Raw genomic sequence first — 23,264 nt, 5'->3', positions numbered from 1 at the left:
AGCGAAATCACCTCTTTGCCTAATCATTATAACATCTTTTTCTTTTTTTCTATCTTTGTGTATAGTTGAGTTACATCTATTGGTAAAAGGAGGGGTTCTTATGAAAATTGTCATTGCTGGTGGTACTGGTTTTGTTGGGAAGGCTTTAACAAAACTGTTGCAAGAACAAGGACATGAGTTATTCGTTTTATCCCGTAGCAATTCGAAATATGAAAACGGCATTCATTATGTACAATGGCTAAAAGACGGTGCTCGACCAGAAAAGGAATTGGACGAGGATATTGATGCAGTTGTCAATTTAGCAGGAGTGTCACTAAATGAAGGACGTTGGACAAAGAAGCAAAAGAAAGCTATTTATACAAGTCGCATGGAAGCTACGCTAGAAATTGTACGTATTATGGAACAATTTACGAAAAAACCGAACGTACTTGTAAATGCCAGTGCAGTTGGAATTTACCCACCTTCCACAGTGGCCACCTATAATGAAAACGCTAGCGACTACGCTAAAGATTTTTTAGGATGGACGGTTCATGATTGGGAACGTCATGCAAAGCGAGCCGAAAAATTAGGTGTTCGCGTAGCACTTGCTCGTTTTGGTGTTATTTTAGGTCGTGACAACGGCGCACTTCCTTCTATGCTATTGCCCTATAAATTACATATCGGTGGCACGATTGGTACAGGCGAGCAATGGTTATCTTGGATTCATGTAGAAGATGTAGCGCGAGCTATTTATTTTGCCATTAGCCATTCATCTATTAACGGACCTTTTAATGTGACAGCTCCGCATGCAACACGTATGAGGGAATTTGGTCAAACAATTGCACAAGTATTGGGACGTCGTCATTGGATGCCAGTCCCGAGTTTTGCCATGCGTTTGGCTCTTGGAGAACAAAGTATGCTCGTTTTAGAAGGACAACATGTATTACCAACTGTTTTAGAAACACAAAATTTTGAATTTAACTATCCTTATTTAAAAGAAGCACTTGAAAATTTATTATAAAATCCGTGTGAAAAGTGAAACGAGAAACAGGATAAATTTTTGAAAAGAACGCATCCTAAAAGAAAAGGAAAGGATGCGTTTTTTATGTGGAAACAACATATAGTAGGTGCAGTAATTGCTACTTTTATTATTGCCGCAGCAATTAGCATTAATCCATTCTTTGCATCTGGCTCAGATGAATATCATTGGGGCATTAAACGAGCAAAGAATGGCGAACCAGCACAGGCAGGAGCACAACTTGATAAACTACTCGACCAATATGGAGCAATTTATAAAGGAAAACCCGATAAAAAAGTGGTCTATTTAACCTTTGATAATGGATACGAAAATGGCTATACAGAAAGTATATTAGATACGTTAGAAAAAGAAAAAGCACCAGCAACCTTCTTTCTAACTGGTCACTATTTAGAAAGTGCTGGTGACCTTGTTAAACGTATGGTGCAAGACGGTCATACAATCGGTAACCATTCCTATGGTCATCCGAATATGGCAAAGTTAACGCGAGATGGTATGCGTGCGGAATGGCGTAAGTTTGATGGGAAACTACGTGAATTAACAGGCATAGACCGTACAACTTATGCTCGACCACCAGAAGGAATTTTCAATGCTAAGTTGTTAGAAGTCGGCAACGCAGAAGGTTACCGTCATATTTTCTGGTCTGTCGCTTTTAAAGATTGGCTAAAGGATGAACGACGTGGAGCAGATTATGCTTATAATGCTTTAATGGACCAACTTCACCCTGGCGCTGTCATTTTAATGCATACAGTAGCGCAAGATAATGCGGAGGCTCTACCTTTATTCATTGCTGAAGCAAAGAAGCAAGGCTATACTTTTTTATCGCTTGACGATTTAGTATTGGAGTATGAAGATTTCCCTGTCACTATGCAATCGTCCACTCCTTAGTTATAATGGGGAAATGACATCAGCATGTTATCAATACCTACGTGCTGAACAAAGTTAAAGGACGTGGATCGCTTGACGCAACAAACTACGATGGAAGTGGGACAAAAATTCCCATTAACTATAAAAAGACTTGGGATTAATGGCGAAGGCGTAGGCTTTTATAAACGCAACGTCGTCTTCGTAAAAGGCGCTATTCCAGGAGAAGAAATTACTGCCCAAGTTACGAAAACACAACACAATTTCGCAGAGGCAGATATACTTGCCATACGGAAAGCCTCACAATTTCGTCAGGAAGCACCCTGCCCAGTTTACAATGAATGCGGTGGGTGCCAGCTTCAACATATGACATACGAAAAACAGCTTATCGAAAAACGGGATATCGTTATTCAAGCGTTAGAACGCTATGCTAAGCCATTAGCAGAAGCCGTAGAAGTTCGCAATACACTTGGTATGGACAACCCTTGGAATTATCGCAATAAAAGCCAATTCCAAGTACGCAAAGAAGGCAAACGTGTCTATGCCGGACTTTTTACAGAAGGCAGCAACAAGCTACTGAATATTAATGATTGCCTTGTACAACATCCAATCACATCGAAAATTACTGTAGCGACACGTAAAATCTTACAAAAGCTAAATATTACGATTTACGATGGTCGTACGCTCGATGGTTTAGTGCGTACGATTGTTGTACGTACAGGAATTCGCACTGGTGAAACACAGGTCGTGCTTGTTACGACTCGTAAAGAAATCCCTCACCTTGCTGAGCTTTTAACGCGTATTAAAAAAATAGATCCAAGTATCGTATCGATTGCACAAAACATCAATCGTGAAAAAACATCACTTATTTTTGGTGATGAGACGATTGTGCTTGATGGCAAGGACACAATACATGAGGAACTAGGAGAATTAGCATTTGATCTATCTGCTCGAGCATTCTTCCAATTGAACCCAACACAAACTGTACATTTATACGATGAAATCAAAAAAGCAGCGGCATTAACGGGCAAAGAAACCGTTGTTGATGCCTATTGCGGAGTTGGTACTATCGGTTTATGGCTGGCTGATAAAGCGAAAGAGGTTCGTGGTATGGACGTAATTCCAGAAAGTATTCAAGACGCGCGAACAAACGCGCGCAACCATGGCTTTAAACATACGAAATATGCAGTCGGCACGGCTGAAAGTGTTTTAGCAAAATGGCGCAAAGAAGGCTTCACGCCTGATGTTATTACAGTAGATCCGCCACGCACAGGTCTTGCACCAGAATTTATCCGCACTGTCCTTAAGCTAAAACCGAAACGTTTTGTCTATACGTCTTGTAACCCATCTACATTAGCTAAGGATTTACAGGAATTATCAAAGCTTTATGATGTAGAATATATCCAACCAGTAGATATGTTCGCACAAACCGCACAAGTCGAATGTGTTGCTAAGCTTGTGTTAAAAAAATAAATAAATTTGAGCATCTCAAGTAAAAAACTGTTGCTTCCGCGGAATTATTGCCTGCTTCCGCGGAATTAACGCACACTTTCGCGGAATTAACGCCTCTCTCCGCGGAATCACTGCCCAATTTCGCGGAATTCCCACCCGCTTTCGCGGAATCACATGCTTCCCCAGGCATGCCATTATAATCTAATTGCTTTTATGATTGCTTGTCTGTATAATGTATTTCTAGGTGCCAAACCTACGTGGCATGGACGGAACATCCGTGTCACACCGAAAAACGCCATTACAGCACGGATTTGCTGGGCGTTTTTTGTTTTATGAGCGGGAGATGAGCCCCGCTCTTTTATTTTGTATTTAAAAAGCGACCATGACATTAAACAGTCACTGATCGCTTATTTTTATTTTTCCCAAATACGAGTAGAACTGTTGCTACAGCTAGTAATAGAAGTGATACAAGTAAAAGGAAGCTATAATTTTTTACAAATTCTAAATAAACTCCACCTAAAAACGGCCCTGTTAAACTACCGATACTTAAGGCAATACCACAAAGAAGATTTCCGGTTGGTAGTAGCTCTTTAGGCGTTAAATCAGCCATATATGTAATACCAAGAGAAAACATTGAACCGACCAATGTACCTGCGAAGAAAAACGCGATGGCTACAGCCATTTGTGAGTGCTCTAAAAAACTAGCAATACTAAATAAAATAGCGCCTCCAAATGATCCGAACATCAGTATATTCCGTCGCCCAATTTTATCGCCAAGTGCACCAAGTGGCACTTGCGTTAAAATGCCCCCAAATGTAAAGACTGATAAAATAATCGGAATCATGTCTACCTCAAAGCCTATACGTAATGCGTATACTGGAAATAAGGCGTTTAATGAAGATTCTAAAAATCCGTATACAAACGGACCTAAAAATGCTATCCATCCAAAGACAATTGCCACCTTATAGCGATTCCATCCTCTTGCATTCATATCACCCGTTAAACGCTCTGGCTTTTCATTGCGTAAGAAGAATACAAATGACCAAGCAAATAAGCACATAATCGATGACACAATAAACGGCAATGCTTCTGCAATTTGTATAAGCTGTACCATTAATGGCCCTACCGCAAAGCCCATACTAAAGGACAAACCATAAATAGCCATACCTTTTCCTAAGCTTTTATGATCAGCTGTGCTCGTAATCCATGTTTGTGTAGCATAATGTAGCGCATGATCTCCGACACCTATTAGCAAACGTAACACAAACCAAAATGTGACACTCTTCCATAAAGGGAATATGATAAGTGATACAAAGACCAATGCCCCACCGATTAAAATAATTGGTTTGTAGCCCCATTTTCGTAAAGGCTGTTCGATAAACGGTGAGATTAATAAAGTTCCTATGTATAGTCCCGTCGCATTTAAACCATTTAAAGCGGAGGATACACCATCACGCTCAAAAATAATGGAGATAAGCGGCAGTAGCATTCCTTGTGAGAATCCCGATATAGATACAATTAACACTAAAATAGTAAATCTTTTTTTGCTGTAATCTGAGAAGTAATTCATTTTTTCCTCCAACATCAAGTCTTCTTCCACATTACAGCATACCAAAAAGCCTTAGCGCTCACCACATGTGATTTTACGCTAAGGCCTAACTAACACTTATCTTCATTCAACTTGTATAAACACGAATTTCGGCTTTTTTATTTGACCGATTACTTGTTTAAACTCCCTCCTTTTCGAGTTAGAGTTCACCGTTTTGTACCATCAGCTCCTTTACTATTTCTTAAAATAACTTTAACACACAACATCAATATTGTAAATATTCTGTCTATTGATTTTTAAAAATAATCTCTAAGTCCTAGGTGTTAACCTAGGCATTGAAATTTAGTCCCAAATCAGCTACTATGTAAGGGACGAAATGAGGTGTATGCATGTCAAAGTCAATCACGGATAAAGAACAACAAGTGACTTACTTAAAAGAACGTCTTGAAATGTTTTTAGAAGTATTAGATGCCATCGACCCAGAAAAAACTGAATTACAAGATATTGATCGTTTAATTCAAATGATGGATGATTTAGAAGATAAAATGGAGCAATTCAACGCTCGTGAACAATAGTAACAATAAAAAGCAAGCGAGCATATAAATTGCTCGCTTGCTTTTTTAATGACAATCCCAATTGTAAACAACTTTGCTGAAATCTTTATTTTTAAGTTCTTCCTCTGTAATGAAGAAATTGCAAACACCACAATCTCCCCACATAATATGATCTCCTTCACTATCTATTTGAAGTAACATCGTTGTTGAATCCGTATAATTGCCGTATGCTCTAGGATCCTCCTGCGTAAAGAAAGGATAACCTCCAATTTTATGACCATCACCAGTTAATACATCATATAATACATCTGTCAGCTCTTCGTCTTCTTCAGCAGCAGTTTCGATGCTTGCGTATATTTCATTGCTTCTAAAGTCATCCATAGATAAAGGTTCAAATTTTGCTTTAAAGGACAACGCCATTTCCTTATCTACTGGAAAATACAATTCTTCTTCCTTATTTTCTACAAATGAGAAATCTTGAATAAGCTGCGATTCATCCTTGACGATTGTATCGTGGAAAATAACTCGAAAACCATTTTGATTTTTCCCATTATCGAAATCCATTCCAAGTACATCATCATAGCCATCAATATAAAATTGCAGTATTCCCTCGTTAGGGAAATGTGGTAAGTGCTTAGGTACTTCAGCAAAATTAATTTGGGCTAAAAGCTTTAATGGTTGATGTTCCGCGTTTTTTGGATATTCCATAGAAAGTGGAAAATACGGATTACCTGCAAACTTACTTTCAAATAAAGTTGTTTCTTTTTCATAGGTTTCAATTACAACAACAGGCTCCATTGTTCCTTCTATTATATTTCGAAATTGCTCAACTTCCTTTGGTAACTTCAACGATATTGTTTCAGACATGAAATATCCTCCTTAAAGTAAAGTTAATTCCATTTTAGAACAAATGTTCCCAAAAATCAAATACTATTTTCTTTGAACATTTAAAGGTTAATGAATAAACATTACAAAATCTATAAAAATAATCGCTAATTCCTACCACAATTAGATGGACTCTTTTTTTCATTAGTGGAAAAGAGTATAATGTATCGTGGAAATAATCAATTTTTCATTGGGGGGCAATATCAAAATGAATCTTCAAACTTTGGAGAAAAGTCTTTACAATTTAATTACTGAAACATCAACAAACTTACCAAAAGATGTACGTCGTGCCATTAAAAAAGCTAAAGAAGCTGAAAATGCGGGCACTCGCGCAGCAATGAGTTTAGAAACAATCTCAAATAATATTATTATGGCAGAAGACAACGTATCACCAATCTGTCAAGATACTGGTCTACCAACATTTAAAATCTACACTCCTGTAGGTGTAAACCAATTAGAAATTAAAGAAGCGATTAAAAAAGCAATTAACGATACAACAGCTGATGCAAAATTACGTCCAAATGCCGTTGATTCTTTAACTGGTGCAAACAGTGGGAATAACCTTGGTGATGGTCTGCCAGTTATGAAATTCGAGCAATGGGAAAAAGATTATATTACGATTAAATTAATTCTTAAAGGTGGCGGCTGTGAAAACAAAAACATCCAGTACAGCCTACCATGTGAGTTAGAAGGTCTTGGCCGTGCTGGTCGTGATTTAGATGGTATCCGTAAATGTATTTTACACTCTGTTTATCAAGCACAAGGACAAGGCTGTTCTGCAGGCTTTATCGGTGTAGGTATCGGTGGCGATCGCTCTTCTGGATATGATTTAGCAAAAGAGCAATTATTCCGTCATGTTGAAGATACAAATTCAAATCCTGACCTTGCAAAATTAGAAGAATATGTTGTGAAAACTGCAAACACTTTCGGTATCGGTACAATGGGCTTCGGCGGTGAAGCAACTTTACTTGGCTGTAAAATTGGTGTAATGCACCGTATTCCTGCTTCATTTTACGTATCAGTAGCATATAACTGCTGGGCATACCGTCGTATGGCAGTTGATATTAATCCTGAAACAGGCGAAATCATCAACTGGCACTACCAAGAAGGTGAAAAAATTACATTTAAAGAAGCAGAAGAAGTTGCTGCAACAACAGATGAAACGTTGACAAATGTAGTAGAGCTAACTGCTCCAATCACAGAAGAACAAATTCGTTCACTTAAAGTAGGTGACGTTGTATCTATTACTGGTCGTATGTACACTGGCCGTGATGCAATTCACCATCATTTAATGAGCCATGATGCACCAGTCGATCTTGACGGACAAGTTATTTATCACTGTGGTCCTGTAATGGCTAAAGACGATGAAGGCAACTGGACAGTGAAAGCTGCTGGTCCAACTACTTCTATTCGTGAGGAGCCATATCAAGGCGATATTATGAAAAAATTCGGTATCCGTGCTGTAATTGGTAAAGGTGGTATGGGTCCTAAAACGCTTGCTGCTTTAGGCGAACACGGCGGTGTTTACTTGAATGCAATTGGTGGTGCTGCTCAATACTATGCAGACTGCATTAAAGGTGTAGATGGTGTAGACTTAATGGAATTCGGTATTCCTGAAGCTATGTGGCACTTAAATGTTGAAGGGTTCACAGCTGTAGTAACAATGGACTCTCACGGTAAATCGCTTCACGCTGATGTAGACAAATCTTCTCTAGAAAAGCTTGCTCAACATGCAGAAAGAGTTTTCTAATCTAGTTGAACATTTTTAACTAAAGAGTTTTACCTGGTACGTACACAAAATGTAAAGGCACAGAATATTCCTAGTGAATATACTGTGTCTTTTTCTGTTCTCAATGCAATGTTCAGAATGGGAAAATCAACAATCAGTTTCTTGAACACATTATTATATTTAATTGATATCTTCCCTAGACCATATCCTCTAAAAGTTATTGCTTTCATTTTCCAAAAACCTTTGTTATAATAATTCTAAATTAGAAAAGATGTAAATGAAAGTGATTATCAACTACAAGAATGTTTATATTTCCTTATTTCATAAGGTTTTTGATATTGATTTTCATTATCAGGGGGGATATTGATGGAATATACTAATCGAGAAAATGTAAGTCTAATTGAGAATATAAAGATACATGCTGAACTGATTGCTGCTGTTATGGCTGGATTATTTATTTTACTTGCATGGCGTTTAGATACAAATGATCAAACAACAGCTTCTATTCTCTTATATGTTGTTGCTTTTTGTGTCGGAGGATTTGCAAAAGCAAAAGAAGGTATTGAAGAAACACTAGAAGAAAAAAAATTGAATGTAGAATTACTTATGATATTAGCTGCAGTCGGCTCTGCTGCTATTGGCTATTGGACAGAAGGCGCAATCCTTATTTTCATCTTCGCTGTCAGTGGTGCTCTTGAAACATATGCTATGAACAAAAGTCATCGTGAAATTTCTGCTCTTATGAATTTACAACCTGAAGAGGCTTGGCTAGTACGGGGTGGATTTGAACCGATGAAGGTTGCTGTCTCCACATTAAAAATTGGCGATCATTTACTTATTAAACCAGGTGAACGTGTTCCAGCAGACGGTATTATCTTTAAAGGACAGTCATCTATTGATGAATCAGCGATTAGTGGTGAGCCACTACCTATTGCTAAATTTGAAGGTGACGAAGTATTTGCAGGGACAGTTAATTTAAATGGTGCAATTACGATGGAAATGACGAAACCAAATTCCGAAACATTATTCCAAAAAATTATTATGCTTGTACAAAATGCTCAAAGCGAAAAATCGCCTTCTCAGCAATTCATCGAAAAATTCGAAGGCACATATGTAAAGTTTGTATTACTATCTGTAGCACTTATGATGTTCCTTCCCCACTTTTTACTCGGTTGGGATTGGACGACTACATTTTATCGAGCAATGGTGCTCTTAGTTGTTTCCTCCCCTTGTGCACTCGTTGCATCCATAATGCCTGCAACATTAGCAACTATTTCAAATGGCGCTAAAAATGGGGTGCTATTTAAAGGTGGCTTGCATTTAGAGCATCTAAGTGTATTACGTGCATTAGCTGTCGATAAAACAGGTACTCTTACACAAGGAAAACCAGTCGTTACAGAGTTTATCGTACGTGAAGGCTTAGATCGACAAGAAGCACTAGCTCTTCTTGCAGGTATTGAGGCACAGTCAAATCACCCATTAGCCCAAGCAATTACAAGCTACGCAAAAGCACAACATATTTCACAGTTTGCGCAAGCAACAATTGAAGATATCCCTGGTTGGGGCATGAAGGGCTACGTTAACGAAACAGAGTATCTTATCGGTAAACCCGATTTTGTAGGTGTGGATGAAGCCAATGCTTTTGCGAATAATGCATTAGCGAAGCTTACCTCAGAAGGTAAAACGGTAATTTTCATGCGTGACAAAGATGGTATTGTTGCACTTGCTGCGTTAAAAGATACAGTTCGTGATGAGGCAAAGAAAGCCGTCACATTATTAAAAGAATTGGGTATAGATGTCGTCATGCTTACTGGCGATAATGACAAAACAGCAAAAGTAATTGCGAAAGAAGCTGGCGTTACTGAATACGTTGCAGAGTGTCTTCCCGATACAAAAGTTACTGAAATGAAACGCCTACTTAAACAACATAACTTTGTAGGAATGGTTGGAGATGGCATTAATGACGCACCTGCATTAGCCACAGCTACTACTGGGATTGCAATGGGCGAAGGTACTGATGTTGCTTTGGAAACGGCAGACGTTGTGTTGATGAAAAATGACTTATCTAAAATTGCTTATGCAGTACGTTTATCTCGCAAAATGCAACGAATCGTCAAACAAAACATCTTCTTCTCTATTGGTATCATTGTTTTGCTAATTGCCTCTAACTTTTTACAAGCTGTTGATTTACCACTAGGTGTCATCGGACATGAAGGTAGTACAATTCTTGTAATATTAAATGGCTTACGAATGCTTAATAAAAATGTATAAAAAAAGGGTGGTCTCAAACTGAGCCCACCCTTTCAATGTATAGACAAACCGTTGATTTCAATTCCTGCGAGGTGCCACATATGAAGTGCCTGGCACTCAAACAATTCTGAATTTTTAACAAAGCAAAAATCCACGTAGACTCCTGCGGGAACGCACGCAAAGTAAGACGCAACAGACCGCGCGACAGCGAGGGTTGCGGCTTACAATGTGCCCGCGGAAAGCGTAGTGGATTTTTACGTTTTGAAAACCTAATAATATGCCCTGAAAATCAACCGAGTTAACTGTAAAAAGAAGGGTGGTCTCCAATTGAGACCACCCTTTTCTAAAGTTATTTAATAGCACCTTCAGCTTTTAGCAAGGCTCTTTTTTGCATTGTGGCATTTAACACACCACCAAAAATTAAAATCATCCCTGTAAAATACAACCATAGCATTAAAATAATAACGCCACCAATACTACCGTATGTAGCAGAATAGTTTCCAAAGTTACTTATATAAAAAGAAAAACCATATGTTACAACGAGCCATGCAAGCGTAGAAAATATTGCTCCTGGCCATACACCCATTATTTTCAATCGTGGGCTTGTATTCGGTACTAACCAATAAATTGCCATCAACACTAAAAAGATCAGTAATGGCGGCATTGACCAACGAATATTACGCCAAAGAGATTCAAACTCATCTTCAATGCTAACAATTGAAAATAAAAAATGCCCAATTTGCTGTCCAAAGACAGGTAATAGAAGAGCTACTGCAATGACAATAACTAAAGCAATAGTAAATACAAGTGATAGCCCTCTGTCTACAAAACCTACTCTACCTTCCGTATCATACGCTTTATTTAGAGCTCTTATTAACGCATTTATTCCTTTTGAAGCAGACCATATCGTCCCTAGTACCCCGATGGATAATAAACTACTATTGCGATTTGTTAAAACTTCATTTAATGTACTTTCAATAAGCCTATATACTTCATCTGGCATTAGATTGACTAAAAACGAGTACACTTGCGTTGTCTCTAAGTTTAAATATGGCAATAGGGTAACAAGGAAAATTAATAGGGGGAAGAAAGAAAGTAAAAAGAAATAAGCAAGTTGTGCCCCAAGAGCTGATATTTCAACGCGTTGTATGCGAAGCATTAAATCTTGGATAAAGCCCTTCGATGTCATCACATCTACCGCATCTTCATTTGGTGAGAAAAACGCCTTAACCTCACCAATCGTTGAACGTATGGATGCTTTTCTCTTTTCCATTTAATCCCCTCCTTTTACTACAGCTTATTCTTTATCTGGCGAATTGAAGGCTGATTTAGTATCGCTAATCATCCCTTGAATTGTAGAAGGCAATTCTTTAAACTCATCCACTTTCTCGGCTAGCGTGTTGACATTATCTGATACGCTATCGCAAAGTACTTTTGCTGCTAACACCTTTTCTTCAATTAGGTCTTGTAGTTCACTTCGATGTGATGCGTAATAAGATACCGCTTCTTTCATTCTTTTTGTAGTAGCGACTGTTTTTTCTCGTGTAGTACGATCAAACATGCTTATAGCGGCTCCTACAGCTGCGCCTACGACGATAGATGCTAATAATTTACTTTGTCCCATATTTTATTTACCCCCTGCTTGTTTAATGTGTATTCCCTTTTTTAAAAATAACTAAACAGCTTACTGCCCTTATTCTACCCAATAACAGTGCATTTTTAAAGCAACGCCCAATTACAGTATTGACATTTTTTTTATTCAATGAAATGATATTGGCTAGGATTATGAAAGGTAGGTTTAATTGAATGGATTTATCAGTGCCGTCAAAAGAAAACGTTATTTATATGGTCGATCAAATGAAAGATAAGCTCCGCATGGTAAATGTAGATGCTATGAAATCTGAGAATTTTGATGAAGCAAATTATGAAGATTTAGTCTATCTGTACGAAATGGTTATGAAACGTGACACATTTAGCCCAAGTGAAATGCAGGCTATCGTTGCCGAATTAGGCTCTTTACGTAAATAATTGTTCAGCTCACTAAAAAAGCTATTAGCAAGGACGTCGAGTCTATTGCTAATAGCTTTTCTTATTACTGTGTGTTTTTCGCTGCAGAACCGTCTTCGGCAACAAGTGGTTGAATTAACACTTCCACACGACGATTTTTTGCGCGACCTTCAGCCGTATTGTTTGGTGCGATGGCTTTATATTCACCATATCCTTTTGCACTAAAATAAACCGGATCAAGATTTGAGTTACTATCCACTAAAATTTTCAAGAAGTTCACTGCACGCATAACCGATAATTCCCAGTTTGAAGCAAATTCGGGACCTGTTTGAGGAACGTTATCGGTATGACCAGTAATGACAATACTACGGGCAGGATCGGATACTAATACGCCTGCAAGTTCCTTAGCTATTGTATTATACTCTGGCTTAATGGTTGCTCTCCCTGGGTCGAACAAGATGCTATCTCGAATTGTTACTAGCAATCCCTCATCAGTCATTTCAGTTGCGAACTGACCTTCCATCTCATTTACTGCGATAAAATTATCTACACTATCTTTAATTTCAGCTAACTCCTGCTGATCCTTTAAATACGCTGAGTTTTGCTGTGGCTGTTGCGGTGTTTGGTCATTATTTGCATCAGGCGTTGGCAGTGGCGATGGCTGTTCTAAAAAGCTCGTACCACCATCAAAAACCTGATTAAATACTGCTGACATACGATCTAACTTTTCTTGGTCAACTGAACTGGATGCAAAAAGTACGATAAATAACGCTAATAATAACGTTAAAATATCTGCATACGGTACTAACCAAGACTCATCAACATGCTCTTCATGCTTCTTTTTCTTAGCTTTCTTTGCCAAGGCCGCCCGCCCCGCTTTCACCCGAAATTTGACGACGCTCTTCCATCGTTAAATAAGAAGATAATTTTTGTTCAATAACACGTGGAGCTTCCCCTTCTAATACAGAAAGGATTCCTTCAATCATCATACGTTTTTGCTTCACTTCAACTGCTGATTTACGTTTTAACTTGTTGGCAAATGGATGCCATAGTACATAACCTGTAAAAATACCTAATAATGTTGCCATGAAAGCAGCTGAAATGGCATGTCCTAACTTATCAATATCGTTCATATCTGCTAACGCTGCGATTAAGCCTACTACCGCACCGAGTACCCCTAATGTTGGGGCATATGTACCTGCTTGTGTAAAAATGGCTGCGCCACTTGTATGTCGGTCTTCCATCGCCTCTACTTCTTCCGTTAATACATCACGGATATAATCTGCGTTCTGACCATCAATTGCTAATGTAAGACCATTTTTTAAAAATGGATCTTCAATTTCTGAAGCCTTACTTTCTAACGCTAACAAACCTTCACGGCGTGCTAAATCGGCCCATTGTGAAAACATCTTAATGATTTCAATATCATCCGCTAGTTTTGTTTCTTTAAAAAGAATTTTAAACAGCTTTGGCACCCGCTTTAATTCCTTCATTGGGAAAGCAATTGTTACAGCAGATATTGTACCGAAGATGATAATTAAAATAGCCGCTGGGTTATAAAAGGCACTTAAATTTACACCTTTTAACACCATCCCTGTTAACAGGGCGATAAACGCTAAAATTACCCCTACTACTGACGATAAATCCATTCTCGAACCTCCAAATCTTCTATCTTACTTATTTTCGTCCAATTTTCCATAATTTAAATAAAGATATTATATAGTATAAATGTATTTCACTAATTTTTCGATGAAATAAATGCTTTTTATTCACATTTCGACCATATTTGATTATATTGAATTAAGAATAATACACTAAATTGTCTATAATCGAGAGGGGTTAAGAATTTGTTATTATCATTTAACACAAAATTACTAAGATATGCCGAATTAGCTGTGAAAATAGGTGTAAATATCCAGAAAAATCAATACCTTTACATGAGTTGTTCGACCGATAACTTAAAATTAGCAGAAATAATTACTAAAATTGCCTATGAAAATGGTGCAAAACAGGTTTTTGTCGATTTATCGGATGATAGACTTGTTCGTACACGCTATGAAAAAGCTCCAAAAGACTCATTTGATTTCTTCCCACCATGGAAAATTCAAGAGCGTGAATGGCTAGCTGAACAAGGTGCTGCCTTTTTAAGTATCGTTTCACAAAATCCTGACCTTCTAAAGGATATAGATCACGAAAAAATTATGACTTTCCAAAAAGCCTCAGGTAAAGCACTAGTAAACTATTATAATATGCTGCAGGCAGACAAATTTAGCTGGACAGTTATCGCTGCTCCTTCTAAACCTTGGGCTGCTAAAGTATTCCCACATCTACCAGAAGAACAACAAGTGGATGCCTTATGGGAAGCAATTTTCGCAGCAACACGCACAGACCAAGAACATCCTGTAAGTGCATGGGAAGCACACGATTTACAGCTACATAACAAAGCTGACTACTTAAATGGGAAACAATACAAATCCCTTCGCTATACAGCTCCAGGTACAGACTTAACGATTGAATTACCAGAAAAACATGTATGGACCGGTGGTAGTAGCGTCAATACACAAGGACAGACATTTATGGCGAATATGCCAACAGAGGAAGTTTTCACAGCACCTCTAAAGACAGGTGCTAATGGCTATGTATCAAATACGAAGCCTTTAAGCTATGGCGGAAATATTATCGATAACTTTAAAATAACATTTAAAGATGGCCGTATTGTCGATATACAGGCTGAACAGGGGCAAGAAATTTTAGCTTCGCTAGTAGCGACAGACGAAGGTGCTCATTATCTTGGGGAAATAGCACTTGTTCCACATCAATCACCTATCTCGCAATCAGGGTTATTATTTTACAATACATTATTCGATGAAAATGCTTCTAACCATTTAGCAATAGGTAATGCCTACGCATTTTGTATTGAGGGCGGCAAAGAAATGTCTTCGGAGGAACTACTGAAACATGGTTTGAATCAAAGTTTAACGCACGTTGACTTTATGATTGGCTCAGCAAATATGAATATTGATGGCATTAAAGCTGATGGTCAAATTGAACCGATTTTCCGCAATGGTAACTGGGCCTTTTAAGAAAATAGTCAGTACTATTAATATTATTCTAGGCTAGGTATCTTATGGATGTCATAAATTATCCTTACATTTTCCTAGCAACCTATTGTATAATTAGTATAGTTCTTATAGTAGATTATTTAAGTAGAGAGGAGCTTTTATTATGTTCATCACAACTGTACTTGGCTTTTCAGCCGTATTATTAATTTCTACAGGATTCTTCATCCACTACCTACAAGTTGGTTTAGATACTAAATCTTCAGTAACTATAGACCCACAACCAAAAGAAAAATATTAATCATATAAAAACAGCTACTTTCCGTAGCTGTTTTTTTGCATATATGCAATCGCCTTATAATTCGCTAATTAACTAAGCAAACTTCTTTTTTTTTCATAAAATTGCATGAATATTGTTATTATTATTTGCATATTTACGTTTTTGCTCTAAAATATTTCTGTAGGGAAGGGAGCAAACTTTCATGACAATGTTAAATGATATTTTAAAGTTTAATGAAGATTTCGTTCAAGAAAAAAAATATGAGCCTTTTATTACAACTAAGTACCCAGATAAGCGTATCGTTGTTTTATCTTGTATGGACACTCGCCTTGTAGAACTATTACCAAAAGCGATGAACTTAAGAAACGGCGACGTAAAAATTGTAAAAAGTGCTGGTGCTTTAGTAAGTCACCCATTTGGTGCAGTAATGCGTAGTTTACTTGTTGCTGTTTATGAACTACAAGCTGATGAGGTGTATGTAGTTGGACATTATGACTGTGGTATGAGCGCAGTTGATCCAGATGCAATGCTTAGCAAAATGGTTAACCGAGGTATCAAACCAGAAACTATTAAGATGATGGAATACTCAGGTATTGATTTAAAAGACTTTTTACGTGGTTTCGGTGACGTAGCGACTAGTGTTAAGAAAAGCGTTGATACGATTCGTAATCACCCACTAATGGTACAAACTGTACCTGTTCATGGTTTAGTAATTGATCCGAATACTGGTCGACTTGATTTAATCGACGATGGTAGCAAATAATATACAAAATTAACTGAGCATATTTGTAGCTCATTGTTCTATTGGCAGACAATCATTCAATATAAAAAAATGTGTCTATTGTATCGAAAGGTCGAACGATAGACACATTTTTTTGTTGCTCTATTTAATTTTATTTATAAGCTCTACATATTGTGTATCACCATAGCCTACTGTCGGAAATAGAGCAAATAATTGCTTCAATAATTCGGTTGTTGGCACATCTTTATTTTTGGCAACAAATTTTACTACTGCATTATCTTCGTTTAGCATATCTAAATATATGCTGATTGCCTGATACATTACGGGTAATACTTCGTTAGACGGCTTATTGTGGTTGACCAATACTTCGTTGTATACAGCATCATAATGTCCTAATTGAAGCTCAGTTTGATTAACTTTAAACTCGTCCTCCCTGAAACTATTTAAGAACACTTTCCCTTCATAGCCTGACTGTTCAAGATAAGACAAGATAGTCAGAAGGTTCATTTGACAAAACATGTCTTCACCAAACCATAAAACGATACATTTATACTCTTTGTTAAAAAGACTCTCTAATGGTGCAATTACCTTCTGAATATAATTCTCTACAGAATCATGATGTCCGTCAGCTCGTTTGTTTATAAACGCTTTATTAAAAACTTGTGTAGTAGTGGCGTTTACACACATAGCTTCATTAAATGGAGCGTAATCGGAAGCCCCCATTAGTCTATTATTCTTAAATTCCTCATACATCATTTGTCCGTTCAAAATGTTAAGTACGTCCCTCTCAAACAACTCCCTTTTCGTATTTTGTAACCGCTCTACCTCAACTATTTGATTAACATTCATTCCATACCATTCCCCGTCTTTATTAATAGTGAGTTTAACAATTGACTGAACAGGCAACTTGCTAAGTTGATATTCTTTCGGGCTAATACCAAAAACAGTTTTAAAGGCTCTGCTATATGCTTCCTGTGAAGAATAATCGTACTCAAAGGCGATGTCAATTATCTTCCTGTTTTGCGCCAAATCTTCTGTAGATAAATACAATCTTCTAAGATGAATATACCGTCGGATACTTATACCTGTTACTTGGTGAAATTTAAAAGAGCAATAGTAAGGGGAGTAGCCCATGAAATTAGCAAGCTCATTTAATGAAAATTGATTTTTTAATTTACATTCAATCCACTCAATCATATTTTGAATCTGTTCATCCATTTATTTCACCCCCCAAATAAAATTATAAGTAGCATCTATTTCTTTTATATGATATTTCTTGTGTTTTTTTAAAATAAAATTAACTAAATTATGTATAATAATACTATAAATAGTAAAAATAATTTAGTTGGAGGAACATATGCAAACTTATCATTCTATTTCAGCAGAAGTATATAATCTTGATAAACCAATTGGCAGTTCGTTTGGAGATGTTGAATACTATAGCCAAAGACTTTCTCATGTAAAAGGAAAAATATTAGAGCCAGCTGTTGGAACGGGCCGTATTTTAATTCCATTACTTGAGCAAGGATTGGCAATTGAAGGTTTCGATCTTTCCGAAGAAATGTTAGCGTACTGCCGAAACAATTTGAAGATGGCAAATAAAGAAGCAAACATCTTTCTTGCCAATATGGAGACCTTTCAGTCAGAACAACAATATGAAGCAATAATTATTCCTGCAGGAACATTTTTATTAATTGATGACGATGAAAAGGCTTTTCATATACTAACTAATTTTTATCATCATTTAGAATCAAATGGGAGATTAATAGTAGATTTATTTTTACAACCCGATTTTAGTGAAGGTAGCTCACACTATCGAACGTTTACAAACAATCAATGCGAATTAATTACATTGCAAGTAACACAATCTGAAATAAATTATATTAATCAAACGACTACTTCGCATCATCGCTACGATAAATGGAAAGATGGTAAATGTATCGAAAGCGAATTTGAAATTTTCACTTTGAAATGGTATGCGATCAATGAATTTAAAAGGCTTTTAATGCAAGTTGGTTTTAGAGATATCGTTATTTCAGCAGACTATTGCTATCAGCAATACCCAACAAATCGCAATCAAGTCATAACATTTGAAGCTGTTAAATGACAATCAATCCCAGAAACACAAAGAACAACTTCAAAAAAGCATACTAGGCGTACCTAGCATGCTAAAATCTTCTTTCATTTCAAATTAGAGATGCGTTAATTTCCGCGGGCACACACGTAAGCCGCAACCCTCGCTAACGCGCGGTTTGTTGCGTCTTACGTTTTGTGCGTTCCCGCAGGAGTCGCGACCCTCCGCTCCAATCAACAGGGCAATGTAGATTTTGATGACTCCAAAAAACATGCAAAAGGTTACTGCCGATATATGCCATCATCACAAAAATTAGGGATATTCCATTTCCTTACTATAAGAAGGATTGAAAAATTAGCACCAGCTTTAGATGCTTTTGTCGACACGCTATAGATAGCTTATAGCGTGTTCATAATGATGGCTCTAAGCGTGCATACATATAGTGATCTACCCATTGACCATTGATGTACAATAACTTCCTTAATAAGCCCTCTCGTTGAAAACCTGATTTTTCTAAGACGCGGATAGATGCATTATTTTCAGTTGATACATATGCCTCCACACGATGTAATCCTATTTGTTCAAAGGCAAATTGTACAACTAATTCTACAGCTTCTGTAACGATTCCTTTTCCAACATAGATTTCATCCATTGCGTAGCCAACAAATGCACTTGAATAAGGTAAACGTTTGATAGCGTACAACGAAATGTGTCCTATTAAATTATTTGTACCTAGCTCATATATACCAAATGTATATTCCCTCTTCGAGTTCATTAAATATAAACTTTCTTGAATTTTTTTATATTGTGCATCAACTGTATAGTATTCAGGACGCTGTAACGGCTCATATGTAGACCAAAAGTATTTATTTCGACTTACAAGACCCATTAAGCTTTGTGCATCTTTTTCTTGGAATGTGCGAACGTAGCATTTTATCCCCTGAATCGAGACCACATTTCCACCCTTTTTCCTTAATAAATTCCAAATTTTAAGCACCATTTCTCCCCCACAAGCCTTCCGATAAATGTCAATACATATTCATTGTATGTAAAAAAAGATGCTGCTACAACTAAAACAGCCTTGTCTTGTTATCACAGCATCAGTCAATTTATTTACTTGTTTTTACTTGTTTTTTAGAATGTATTTGTAATTCGATACTTGATGATTCAGCGTCTTCTATATGGGACTTATCTAAAACATTCGATAGATGTAGACCTCTTTTTTGTGCCTCGCGTTCAATATGTGCAAGTGTTTCTTGTAGCACCTGTACTCGTGCATGTTTTTTATCGTTTCCTGCCACCAAAATCCAAGGAGCATTTTTCTTATCTGTTTTTGCAAACATTTCATTGGCCGCTTCTATATACTCAGGTGTTTTCTCACGATTTCTCCAGTCTTCATCCGTTAACTTCCATGATTTATATGGATCCTGCGCTCGCTCATTAAAACGCTTCAACTGCTCTTCATCTGACACATGTAACCAAAATTTTATAATAATGTAGTCTCCAGCAGTTAAAATCTTTTCAAAGTTGTTAATCTCTTCATAAGCACGAGACCATTCATCCTTTTTCGCAAACCCTTCAATACGCTCTACTAGCACTCTTCCATACCAAGAACGATCGAATATAGCGATTTGTCCATGTTGCGGTAACTTTCTCCAAAAGCGTTGCAAATAGTTATAGCGTAGTTCGTGAGGCTGTGGAGCTGAAATTGGATGGACTATGTAACCTCGAGGGTCTACACGTTCAATTAGACGTTTAATGGCGCCACCCTTACCTGCTGCATCCATTCCTTCAAATACTAGAATAAGTCCGATTTTATTGTTTAGTAAAAATTGCTGTGCATTTAACATTTCGTATTGAAGTACTTTTAATTTCTTTTTATATAATTTTTTATCTAGTTCAATCGATAGGTCAAGATTTTTAAGATTTTGAGCCATAAAAATTCCACTCCTTCAAATTGGTTATTTCTATTGTACTAAAGAAATATTTGGATGCATATTCAAATGGTAAATTGTAGATTTTTTAAAGCAAATTCATATGATACATTGTAAGGGTTTTCCGCTATAATAAAATAGATATTATGTGACAGTCATATACTTATTTGTCTTTTCCCTATACAATTTAACACGAAGGGAGAGGAATCCTTGCCTAAGTTTATTTTAATGACAATAACCTTTATTGTCTCGCTCATCCTAACCTTTTCATCCTATTTCATAAAAATAAATGGTCAATCTTCGTTAGAAATCTCAAATCGTTTTCCCGTAATGTTTGCACCTATTAATATTAGTTATATGATATGGATATTAATTTACATTTTACTTGCTTATTGGTTAGTTATGAATTTTCAAAAGACATCTATTAAACAGACTGTTCTCTTTAGCAATGTATGCATTTTACAGGCGCTCTCTATTTTATTTTGGCATTATGAATTATTCATCGTATTTTTCTGTTGTTCCGTAATTTTAGTATTGTACTTGTTCATCCTTTACAATACTTTCCCGCATACAAATAATGCTTTAACTGGCCGTTTGCCCATTTCAATTTATTTTGCCTGGTCTACATTTATCATGATGACAAATGCAAGTTTTACGCTAACATCTTATGAATGGCATGGTTTTGGGCTTAGCAACCCACTTTGGGCAGTTATTTTACTGTCAATTGGTGTAGCCATCGCCTTACATATTCGCTACTATCATTTCGACATTGTTTATCCTAGCGTGTTTATATGGGCCTATATTGGCATTGCATTCCATAATAACCTTGATGAATTACTTGTGACGACAGCGGCTTTATTTTTATGTGGCGTCCTAATTGTTGGTATCCTATTTGTCAAAAAAAAACCTGCTCACCGAAAATAAATCGGTAAGCAGGTTTTTCATTTAGCCTTATTTATCACTTGGCTATTTTATGCTTCATCTAACGAAGTTAAAATGATTGGTTTGTCTTTTGTAACAATAATAGAATGCTCAATTTGGGCAACTAATGATTTGTCAGGTGTAACAAATGTCCAGCCATCACCAGCTTCAACGATATGTTCTGCTTTCGCAGAAATAAACGGCTCAACTGCTAGCACCATACCTTCTTTCATAATTGTTGAATCCCAAGCATCGTAATAATTTAAAATATGGTTTGGCTCATCATGTAATGAACGACCTAATCCATGACCTGTTAAATTCATAATAACAGTTAAATCATTTGCATAAGCTTCACGCTCTACAGCTTTCCCAATTTGGTTTAATTTAGAACCTGCTTTTACTTTTGTCATAGCGCGATCAAAGGCACTTTTTGCTACGCGGCAAAGTTTTTCCTTATCCTCGTAACCTGCCCCTACTACAAATGAAATACCAGTATCTGCAAAATAGCCATTTAGAGAACCGGATACGTCAATATTTACAATATCCCCTTCTTGTATAACACGTTGTCCTGGAATACCGTGGGCAACTTCCTCATTGACACTAATACAAGTGTATCCTGGGAAATCATATTCACCTTTAGGACCAGAAATAGCTCCTGCTTCAGCAAACATGCTGCCTGCAATTTCATCTAATTCAAGTGTTGTCACACCCGGTTTTGTAGCTGCCTTCATTGCCTCACGAATTTCTGCACAAATGCGACCAATTTTTTTAAAGGCTTCAATTTCTTCTTGCGTTTTTACAATCATTTTTAACGTCCCTTTCATCTAATATCTATTCATTAATATAACATAACTTTATATGTCCATAACGCCAAACGCTTTAATTATTCTATGCTAACATTATTTCATAAGTACCTTGTAAATAAAAAACAGACCTTTTTATAAGTTCTTCGTCTAAAAAATAGCAACCCAATCACGTGGAGACCTTAGATTATAAAAAAAATAGCATACTAAGTAACACTTAGCATACTATTTTCACTTTTAGGACATTCTTATAGTGTTTAAGATTTCCGCTGCATTAATTGTGGCGCCGCTGTAAATAATAGCACAGCAACAATTGCTGTTAAAATTGTTGCTGGAAGCATGTATGTTCCATTGTAAATGATTGAATAAATCCATGCGTTTTGCTCGCCTGCATATTCTGCAAAAAATACCGCACCTGCAAACGTATGAGCTAAATAACGTAGGAAGCCTGCTAACACCGTACCGATTACAATGTAAAGGGCCATTTTCTTTTTGTTTAAGGCTGTTGTCGCTTTAAATACTGGTTCGCGTACTACTGCCGCTATCCCAACTACTGTAAATGCTACCCCGTAATCTAGTAATCCTTGAAGCCAATGCACAATGTAGGAGTTAAACATCGTTTGCATAACACCAATCAGTAAACCTGTTGTTAGCCCAGCAAAGAGGCCCCAACGAAATGCCATTAAGATGATTGGTATCATTACTAAGCTTACCGAGCCACCTTGTGCCCATACTTTAAAGGAAACTTGATCGAGTACAAGTCCTACCGCTGCGAAAATTGCAATTTCCACCAGCATGAGTAATCTTTTTTTGTCCATATTATTATTCTCTCCTTTGTTCCGATGTAGGATACAAGAGCAGGAATAGAAATCATTTTGAGATGCATGTCAATCCGGCATAAAAAAACGATGCCAGGACAGAGCCTCACATCGTAAAAGTGTCGGTTTCTATCCACATCCCTACGCAAGTGTTAACTTACAGGTTCGAAGAGTAAAGGCATTACGTGCCCAGTCTCAGCTGACATCATCAGCTCCCCTTGTGGTCGTTACATCTTATTTTTTTGTTGAACACCCTCATTGTACGCAAACACTTTTGTAATTACAACCTTTTCAACATTAATTTTTTTGAAACTTTCGAGTTTTCTAT

The 23,264-nt window shown here is 37.0% G+C and carries 23 protein-coding genes and 1 riboswitch; of the genes, 12 read left to right on the top strand and 11 right to left on the bottom strand.

Annotated elements, in window-relative coordinates; genetic code table 11:
• Positions 1–100: 100 nt before the first annotated feature.
• The 3 genes from ACIP9C_RS20185 (at position 101) to rlmD (ending at position 3,352) form a co-directional block, all read left to right on the top strand.
• The gene (locus ACIP9C_RS20185) at positions 101–1,000 is read left to right on the top strand and encodes a TIGR01777 family oxidoreductase (protein WP_401013715.1); all 900 of its coding nucleotides are present in this window, start codon (positions 101–103) and stop codon (positions 998–1,000) included.
• An 84-nt stretch (positions 1,001–1,084) separates the two neighbouring features.
• Positions 1,085–1,903 (top strand): polysaccharide deacetylase family protein, encoded by an 819-nt coding sequence (locus tag ACIP9C_RS20180; RefSeq protein ID WP_401013712.1) that lies wholly within the window; start codon positions 1,085–1,087, stop codon positions 1,901–1,903.
• A 72-nt stretch (positions 1,904–1,975) separates the two neighbouring features.
• Positions 1,976–3,352 (top strand): 23S rRNA (uracil(1939)-C(5))-methyltransferase RlmD, encoded by a 1,377-nt coding sequence (gene rlmD, locus ACIP9C_RS20175; RefSeq protein WP_401013710.1) that lies wholly within the window; start codon positions 1,976–1,978, stop codon positions 3,350–3,352.
• Between the two features lie 367 nt (positions 3,353–3,719).
• On the opposite strand, the gene ACIP9C_RS20170 is transcribed toward rlmD, so the two are convergent.
• Positions 3,720–4,901 (bottom strand): MFS transporter, encoded by a 1,182-nt coding sequence (locus ACIP9C_RS20170; RefSeq protein ID WP_401013817.1) that lies wholly within the window; start codon positions 4,899–4,901, stop codon positions 3,720–3,722.
• A 368-nt stretch (positions 4,902–5,269) separates the two neighbouring features.
• Between ACIP9C_RS20170 and ACIP9C_RS20165 the strand changes: the two genes are divergently transcribed.
• The gene (locus ACIP9C_RS20165) at positions 5,270–5,455 is read left to right on the top strand and encodes an SE1561 family protein (protein WP_401013707.1); all 186 of its coding nucleotides are present in this window, start codon (positions 5,270–5,272) and stop codon (positions 5,453–5,455) included.
• A gap of 45 nt (positions 5,456–5,500) precedes the next feature.
• On the opposite strand, the gene ACIP9C_RS20160 is transcribed toward ACIP9C_RS20165, so the two are convergent.
• Positions 5,501–6,301 (bottom strand): YwqG family protein, encoded by an 801-nt coding sequence (locus tag ACIP9C_RS20160; RefSeq protein WP_401013705.1) that lies wholly within the window; start codon positions 6,299–6,301, stop codon positions 5,501–5,503.
• 226 nt (positions 6,302–6,527) lie between these two features.
• Between ACIP9C_RS20160 and ACIP9C_RS20155 the strand changes: the two genes are divergently transcribed.
• Positions 6,528–8,069, top strand: a complete 1,542-nt coding sequence (locus ACIP9C_RS20155; RefSeq protein ID WP_401013703.1) for a fumarate hydratase — start codon at positions 6,528–6,530, stop codon at positions 8,067–8,069.
• 345 nt (positions 8,070–8,414) lie between these two features.
• Entirely contained in the window at positions 8,415–10,319 is a 1,905-nt protein-coding gene (locus ACIP9C_RS20150; protein ID WP_401013700.1) for a heavy metal translocating P-type ATPase, read from the top strand.
• Positions 10,320–10,647: 328 nt separating this feature from the next.
• Here ACIP9C_RS20150 and ACIP9C_RS20145 read toward each other — a convergent pair whose 3' ends face one another.
• Both ACIP9C_RS20145 and ACIP9C_RS20140 read right to left on the bottom strand, forming a co-directional pair.
• Entirely contained in the window at positions 10,648–11,571 is a 924-nt protein-coding gene (locus ACIP9C_RS20145; RefSeq protein ID WP_401013698.1) for a YihY/virulence factor BrkB family protein, read from the bottom strand.
• 24 nt (positions 11,572–11,595) lie between these two features.
• A complete protein-coding gene (locus tag ACIP9C_RS20140) occupies positions 11,596–11,922 on the bottom strand; it encodes a YtxH domain-containing protein (RefSeq protein WP_401013696.1) in 327 nt (108 codons plus the stop codon).
• Positions 11,923–12,104: 182 nt separating this feature from the next.
• Here ACIP9C_RS20140 and ACIP9C_RS20135 point away from each other — a divergent pair, with 182 nt between their 5' ends.
• The gene (locus ACIP9C_RS20135; protein WP_340822324.1) at positions 12,105–12,326 is read left to right on the top strand and encodes a DUF1128 domain-containing protein; all 222 of its coding nucleotides are present in this window, start codon (positions 12,105–12,107) and stop codon (positions 12,324–12,326) included.
• 64 nt (positions 12,327–12,390) lie between these two features.
• Here the strand turns inward: ACIP9C_RS20135 and motB are convergent, their stop codons facing one another.
• Positions 12,391–13,167: a flagellar motor protein MotB gene (motB, locus tag ACIP9C_RS20130; protein WP_401013691.1), complete on the bottom strand. Its 777-nt coding sequence runs from the start codon at positions 13,165–13,167 to the stop codon at positions 12,391–12,393.
• On the bottom strand, positions 13,151–13,954 hold the full coding sequence (gene motA / locus ACIP9C_RS20125; protein ID WP_340822322.1) for a flagellar motor stator protein MotA: 804 nt from the start codon (positions 13,952–13,954) through the stop codon (positions 13,151–13,153). The genes motB and motA overlap by 17 nt, the downstream gene beginning before the upstream one ends.
• A 198-nt stretch (positions 13,955–14,152) precedes the next feature.
• Here motA and ACIP9C_RS20120 point away from each other — a divergent pair, with 198 nt between their 5' ends.
• The 3 genes from ACIP9C_RS20120 to ACIP9C_RS20110 all read left to right on the top strand — a co-directional run bounded on the left by ACIP9C_RS20120 (position 14,153) and on the right by ACIP9C_RS20110 (position 16,407).
• Positions 14,153–15,388: an aminopeptidase gene (locus ACIP9C_RS20120; protein WP_401013688.1), complete on the top strand. Its 1,236-nt coding sequence runs from the start codon at positions 14,153–14,155 to the stop codon at positions 15,386–15,388.
• A 142-nt stretch (positions 15,389–15,530) separates the two neighbouring features.
• A complete protein-coding gene (locus ACIP9C_RS20115; protein ID WP_401013685.1) occupies positions 15,531–15,665 on the top strand; it encodes a hypothetical protein in 135 nt (44 codons plus the stop codon).
• 181 nt (positions 15,666–15,846) lie between these two features.
• On the top strand, positions 15,847–16,407 hold the full coding sequence (locus ACIP9C_RS20110; RefSeq protein WP_340822317.1) for a beta-class carbonic anhydrase: 561 nt from the start codon (positions 15,847–15,849) through the stop codon (positions 16,405–16,407).
• Between the two features lie 120 nt (positions 16,408–16,527).
• On the opposite strand, the gene ACIP9C_RS20105 is transcribed toward ACIP9C_RS20110, so the two are convergent.
• Positions 16,528–17,604 (bottom strand): helix-turn-helix domain-containing protein, encoded by a 1,077-nt coding sequence (locus ACIP9C_RS20105; RefSeq protein ID WP_401013682.1) that lies wholly within the window; start codon positions 17,602–17,604, stop codon positions 16,528–16,530.
• Between the two features lie 139 nt (positions 17,605–17,743).
• Here ACIP9C_RS20105 and ACIP9C_RS20100 point away from each other — a divergent pair, with 139 nt between their 5' ends.
• On the top strand, positions 17,744–18,493 hold the full coding sequence (locus ACIP9C_RS20100; protein ID WP_401013679.1) for a class I SAM-dependent methyltransferase: 750 nt from the start codon (positions 17,744–17,746) through the stop codon (positions 18,491–18,493).
• A gap of 376 nt (positions 18,494–18,869) precedes the next feature.
• Here ACIP9C_RS20100 and ACIP9C_RS20095 read toward each other — a convergent pair whose 3' ends face one another.
• Positions 18,870–19,460 carry a GNAT family N-acetyltransferase gene (locus ACIP9C_RS20095; RefSeq protein ID WP_401013676.1) on the bottom strand — a complete coding sequence of 197 codons (591 nt, stop codon included), beginning with the start codon at positions 19,458–19,460 and terminating at the stop codon, positions 18,870–18,872.
• A gap of 109 nt (positions 19,461–19,569) precedes the next feature.
• A complete protein-coding gene (locus tag ACIP9C_RS20090; RefSeq protein WP_401013673.1) occupies positions 19,570–20,397 on the bottom strand; it encodes a polyphosphate kinase 2 family protein in 828 nt (275 codons plus the stop codon).
• Positions 20,398–20,604: 207 nt separating this feature from the next.
• Between ACIP9C_RS20090 and ACIP9C_RS20085 the strand changes: the two genes are divergently transcribed.
• Positions 20,605–21,318: a hypothetical protein gene (locus tag ACIP9C_RS20085; RefSeq protein WP_401013670.1), complete on the top strand. Its 714-nt coding sequence runs from the start codon at positions 20,605–20,607 to the stop codon at positions 21,316–21,318.
• Between the two features lie 47 nt (positions 21,319–21,365).
• On the opposite strand, the gene map is transcribed toward ACIP9C_RS20085, so the two are convergent.
• Positions 21,366–22,121, bottom strand: coding sequence for a type I methionyl aminopeptidase (gene map, locus ACIP9C_RS20080; RefSeq protein WP_401013667.1), 756 nt, complete (start codon positions 22,119–22,121; stop codon positions 21,366–21,368).
• 254 nt (positions 22,122–22,375) lie between these two features.
• Positions 22,376–22,936, bottom strand: coding sequence for an energy-coupled thiamine transporter ThiT (gene thiT, locus ACIP9C_RS20075; protein WP_401013664.1), 561 nt, complete (start codon positions 22,934–22,936; stop codon positions 22,376–22,378).
• Between the two features lie 121 nt (positions 22,937–23,057).
• Positions 23,058–23,165, bottom strand: a riboswitch (TPP riboswitch).
• Positions 23,166–23,264: the final 99 nt, after the last annotated feature.

It is taken from the genome of Lysinibacillus sp. NPDC093210 (assembly GCF_044753985.1).
GTDB lineage: Bacteria > Bacillota > Bacilli > Bacillales_A > Planococcaceae > Lysinibacillus.
The sequence above is the reverse complement of the archived record's forward strand: the minus strand, read 5'-3'. Positions and strand labels throughout refer to the sequence as shown.

Coding starts and splice junctions, on each gene's coding strand:
- ACIP9C_RS20115 (WP_401013685.1), top strand. CDS start 15,531: ATGTTCATCACAACTGTACTTGGCTTTTCAGCCGTATTATTAATTTCT.
- ACIP9C_RS20090 (WP_401013673.1), bottom strand. CDS start 20,397: ATGGCTCAAAATCTTAAAAATCTTGACCTATCGATTGAACTAGATAAA.
- ACIP9C_RS20110 (WP_340822317.1), top strand. CDS start 15,847: ATGACAATGTTAAATGATATTTTAAAGTTTAATGAAGATTTCGTTCAA.
- ACIP9C_RS20160 (WP_401013705.1), bottom strand. CDS start 6,301: ATGTCTGAAACAATATCGTTGAAGTTACCAAAGGAAGTTGAGCAATTT.
- thiT (WP_401013664.1), bottom strand. CDS start 22,936: ATGGACAAAAAAAGATTACTCATGCTGGTGGAAATTGCAATTTTCGCA.
- ACIP9C_RS20150 (WP_401013700.1), top strand. CDS start 8,415: ATGGAATATACTAATCGAGAAAATGTAAGTCTAATTGAGAATATAAAG.
- motA (WP_340822322.1), bottom strand. CDS start 13,954: ATGGATTTATCGTCAGTAGTAGGGGTAATTTTAGCGTTTATCGCCCTG.
- ACIP9C_RS20165 (WP_401013707.1), top strand. CDS start 5,270: ATGTCAAAGTCAATCACGGATAAAGAACAACAAGTGACTTACTTAAAA.
- ACIP9C_RS20105 (WP_401013682.1), bottom strand. CDS start 17,604: ATGGATGAACAGATTCAAAATATGATTGAGTGGATTGAATGTAAATTA.
- ACIP9C_RS20185 (WP_401013715.1), top strand. CDS start 101: ATGAAAATTGTCATTGCTGGTGGTACTGGTTTTGTTGGGAAGGCTTTA.
- ACIP9C_RS20135 (WP_340822324.1), top strand. CDS start 12,105: ATGGATTTATCAGTGCCGTCAAAAGAAAACGTTATTTATATGGTCGAT.
- ACIP9C_RS20100 (WP_401013679.1), top strand. CDS start 17,744: ATGCAAACTTATCATTCTATTTCAGCAGAAGTATATAATCTTGATAAA.
- ACIP9C_RS20145 (WP_401013698.1), bottom strand. CDS start 11,571: ATGGAAAAGAGAAAAGCATCCATACGTTCAACGATTGGTGAGGTTAAG.
- ACIP9C_RS20155 (WP_401013703.1), top strand. CDS start 6,528: ATGAATCTTCAAACTTTGGAGAAAAGTCTTTACAATTTAATTACTGAA.
- ACIP9C_RS20095 (WP_401013676.1), bottom strand. CDS start 19,460: ATGGTGCTTAAAATTTGGAATTTATTAAGGAAAAAGGGTGGAAATGTG.
- ACIP9C_RS20140 (WP_401013696.1), bottom strand. CDS start 11,922: ATGGGACAAAGTAAATTATTAGCATCTATCGTCGTAGGCGCAGCTGTA.
- map (WP_401013667.1), bottom strand. CDS start 22,121: ATGATTGTAAAAACGCAAGAAGAAATTGAAGCCTTTAAAAAAATTGGT.
- ACIP9C_RS20180 (WP_401013712.1), top strand. CDS start 1,085: ATGTGGAAACAACATATAGTAGGTGCAGTAATTGCTACTTTTATTATT.
- ACIP9C_RS20170 (WP_401013817.1), bottom strand. CDS start 4,901: ATGAATTACTTCTCAGATTACAGCAAAAAAAGATTTACTATTTTAGTG.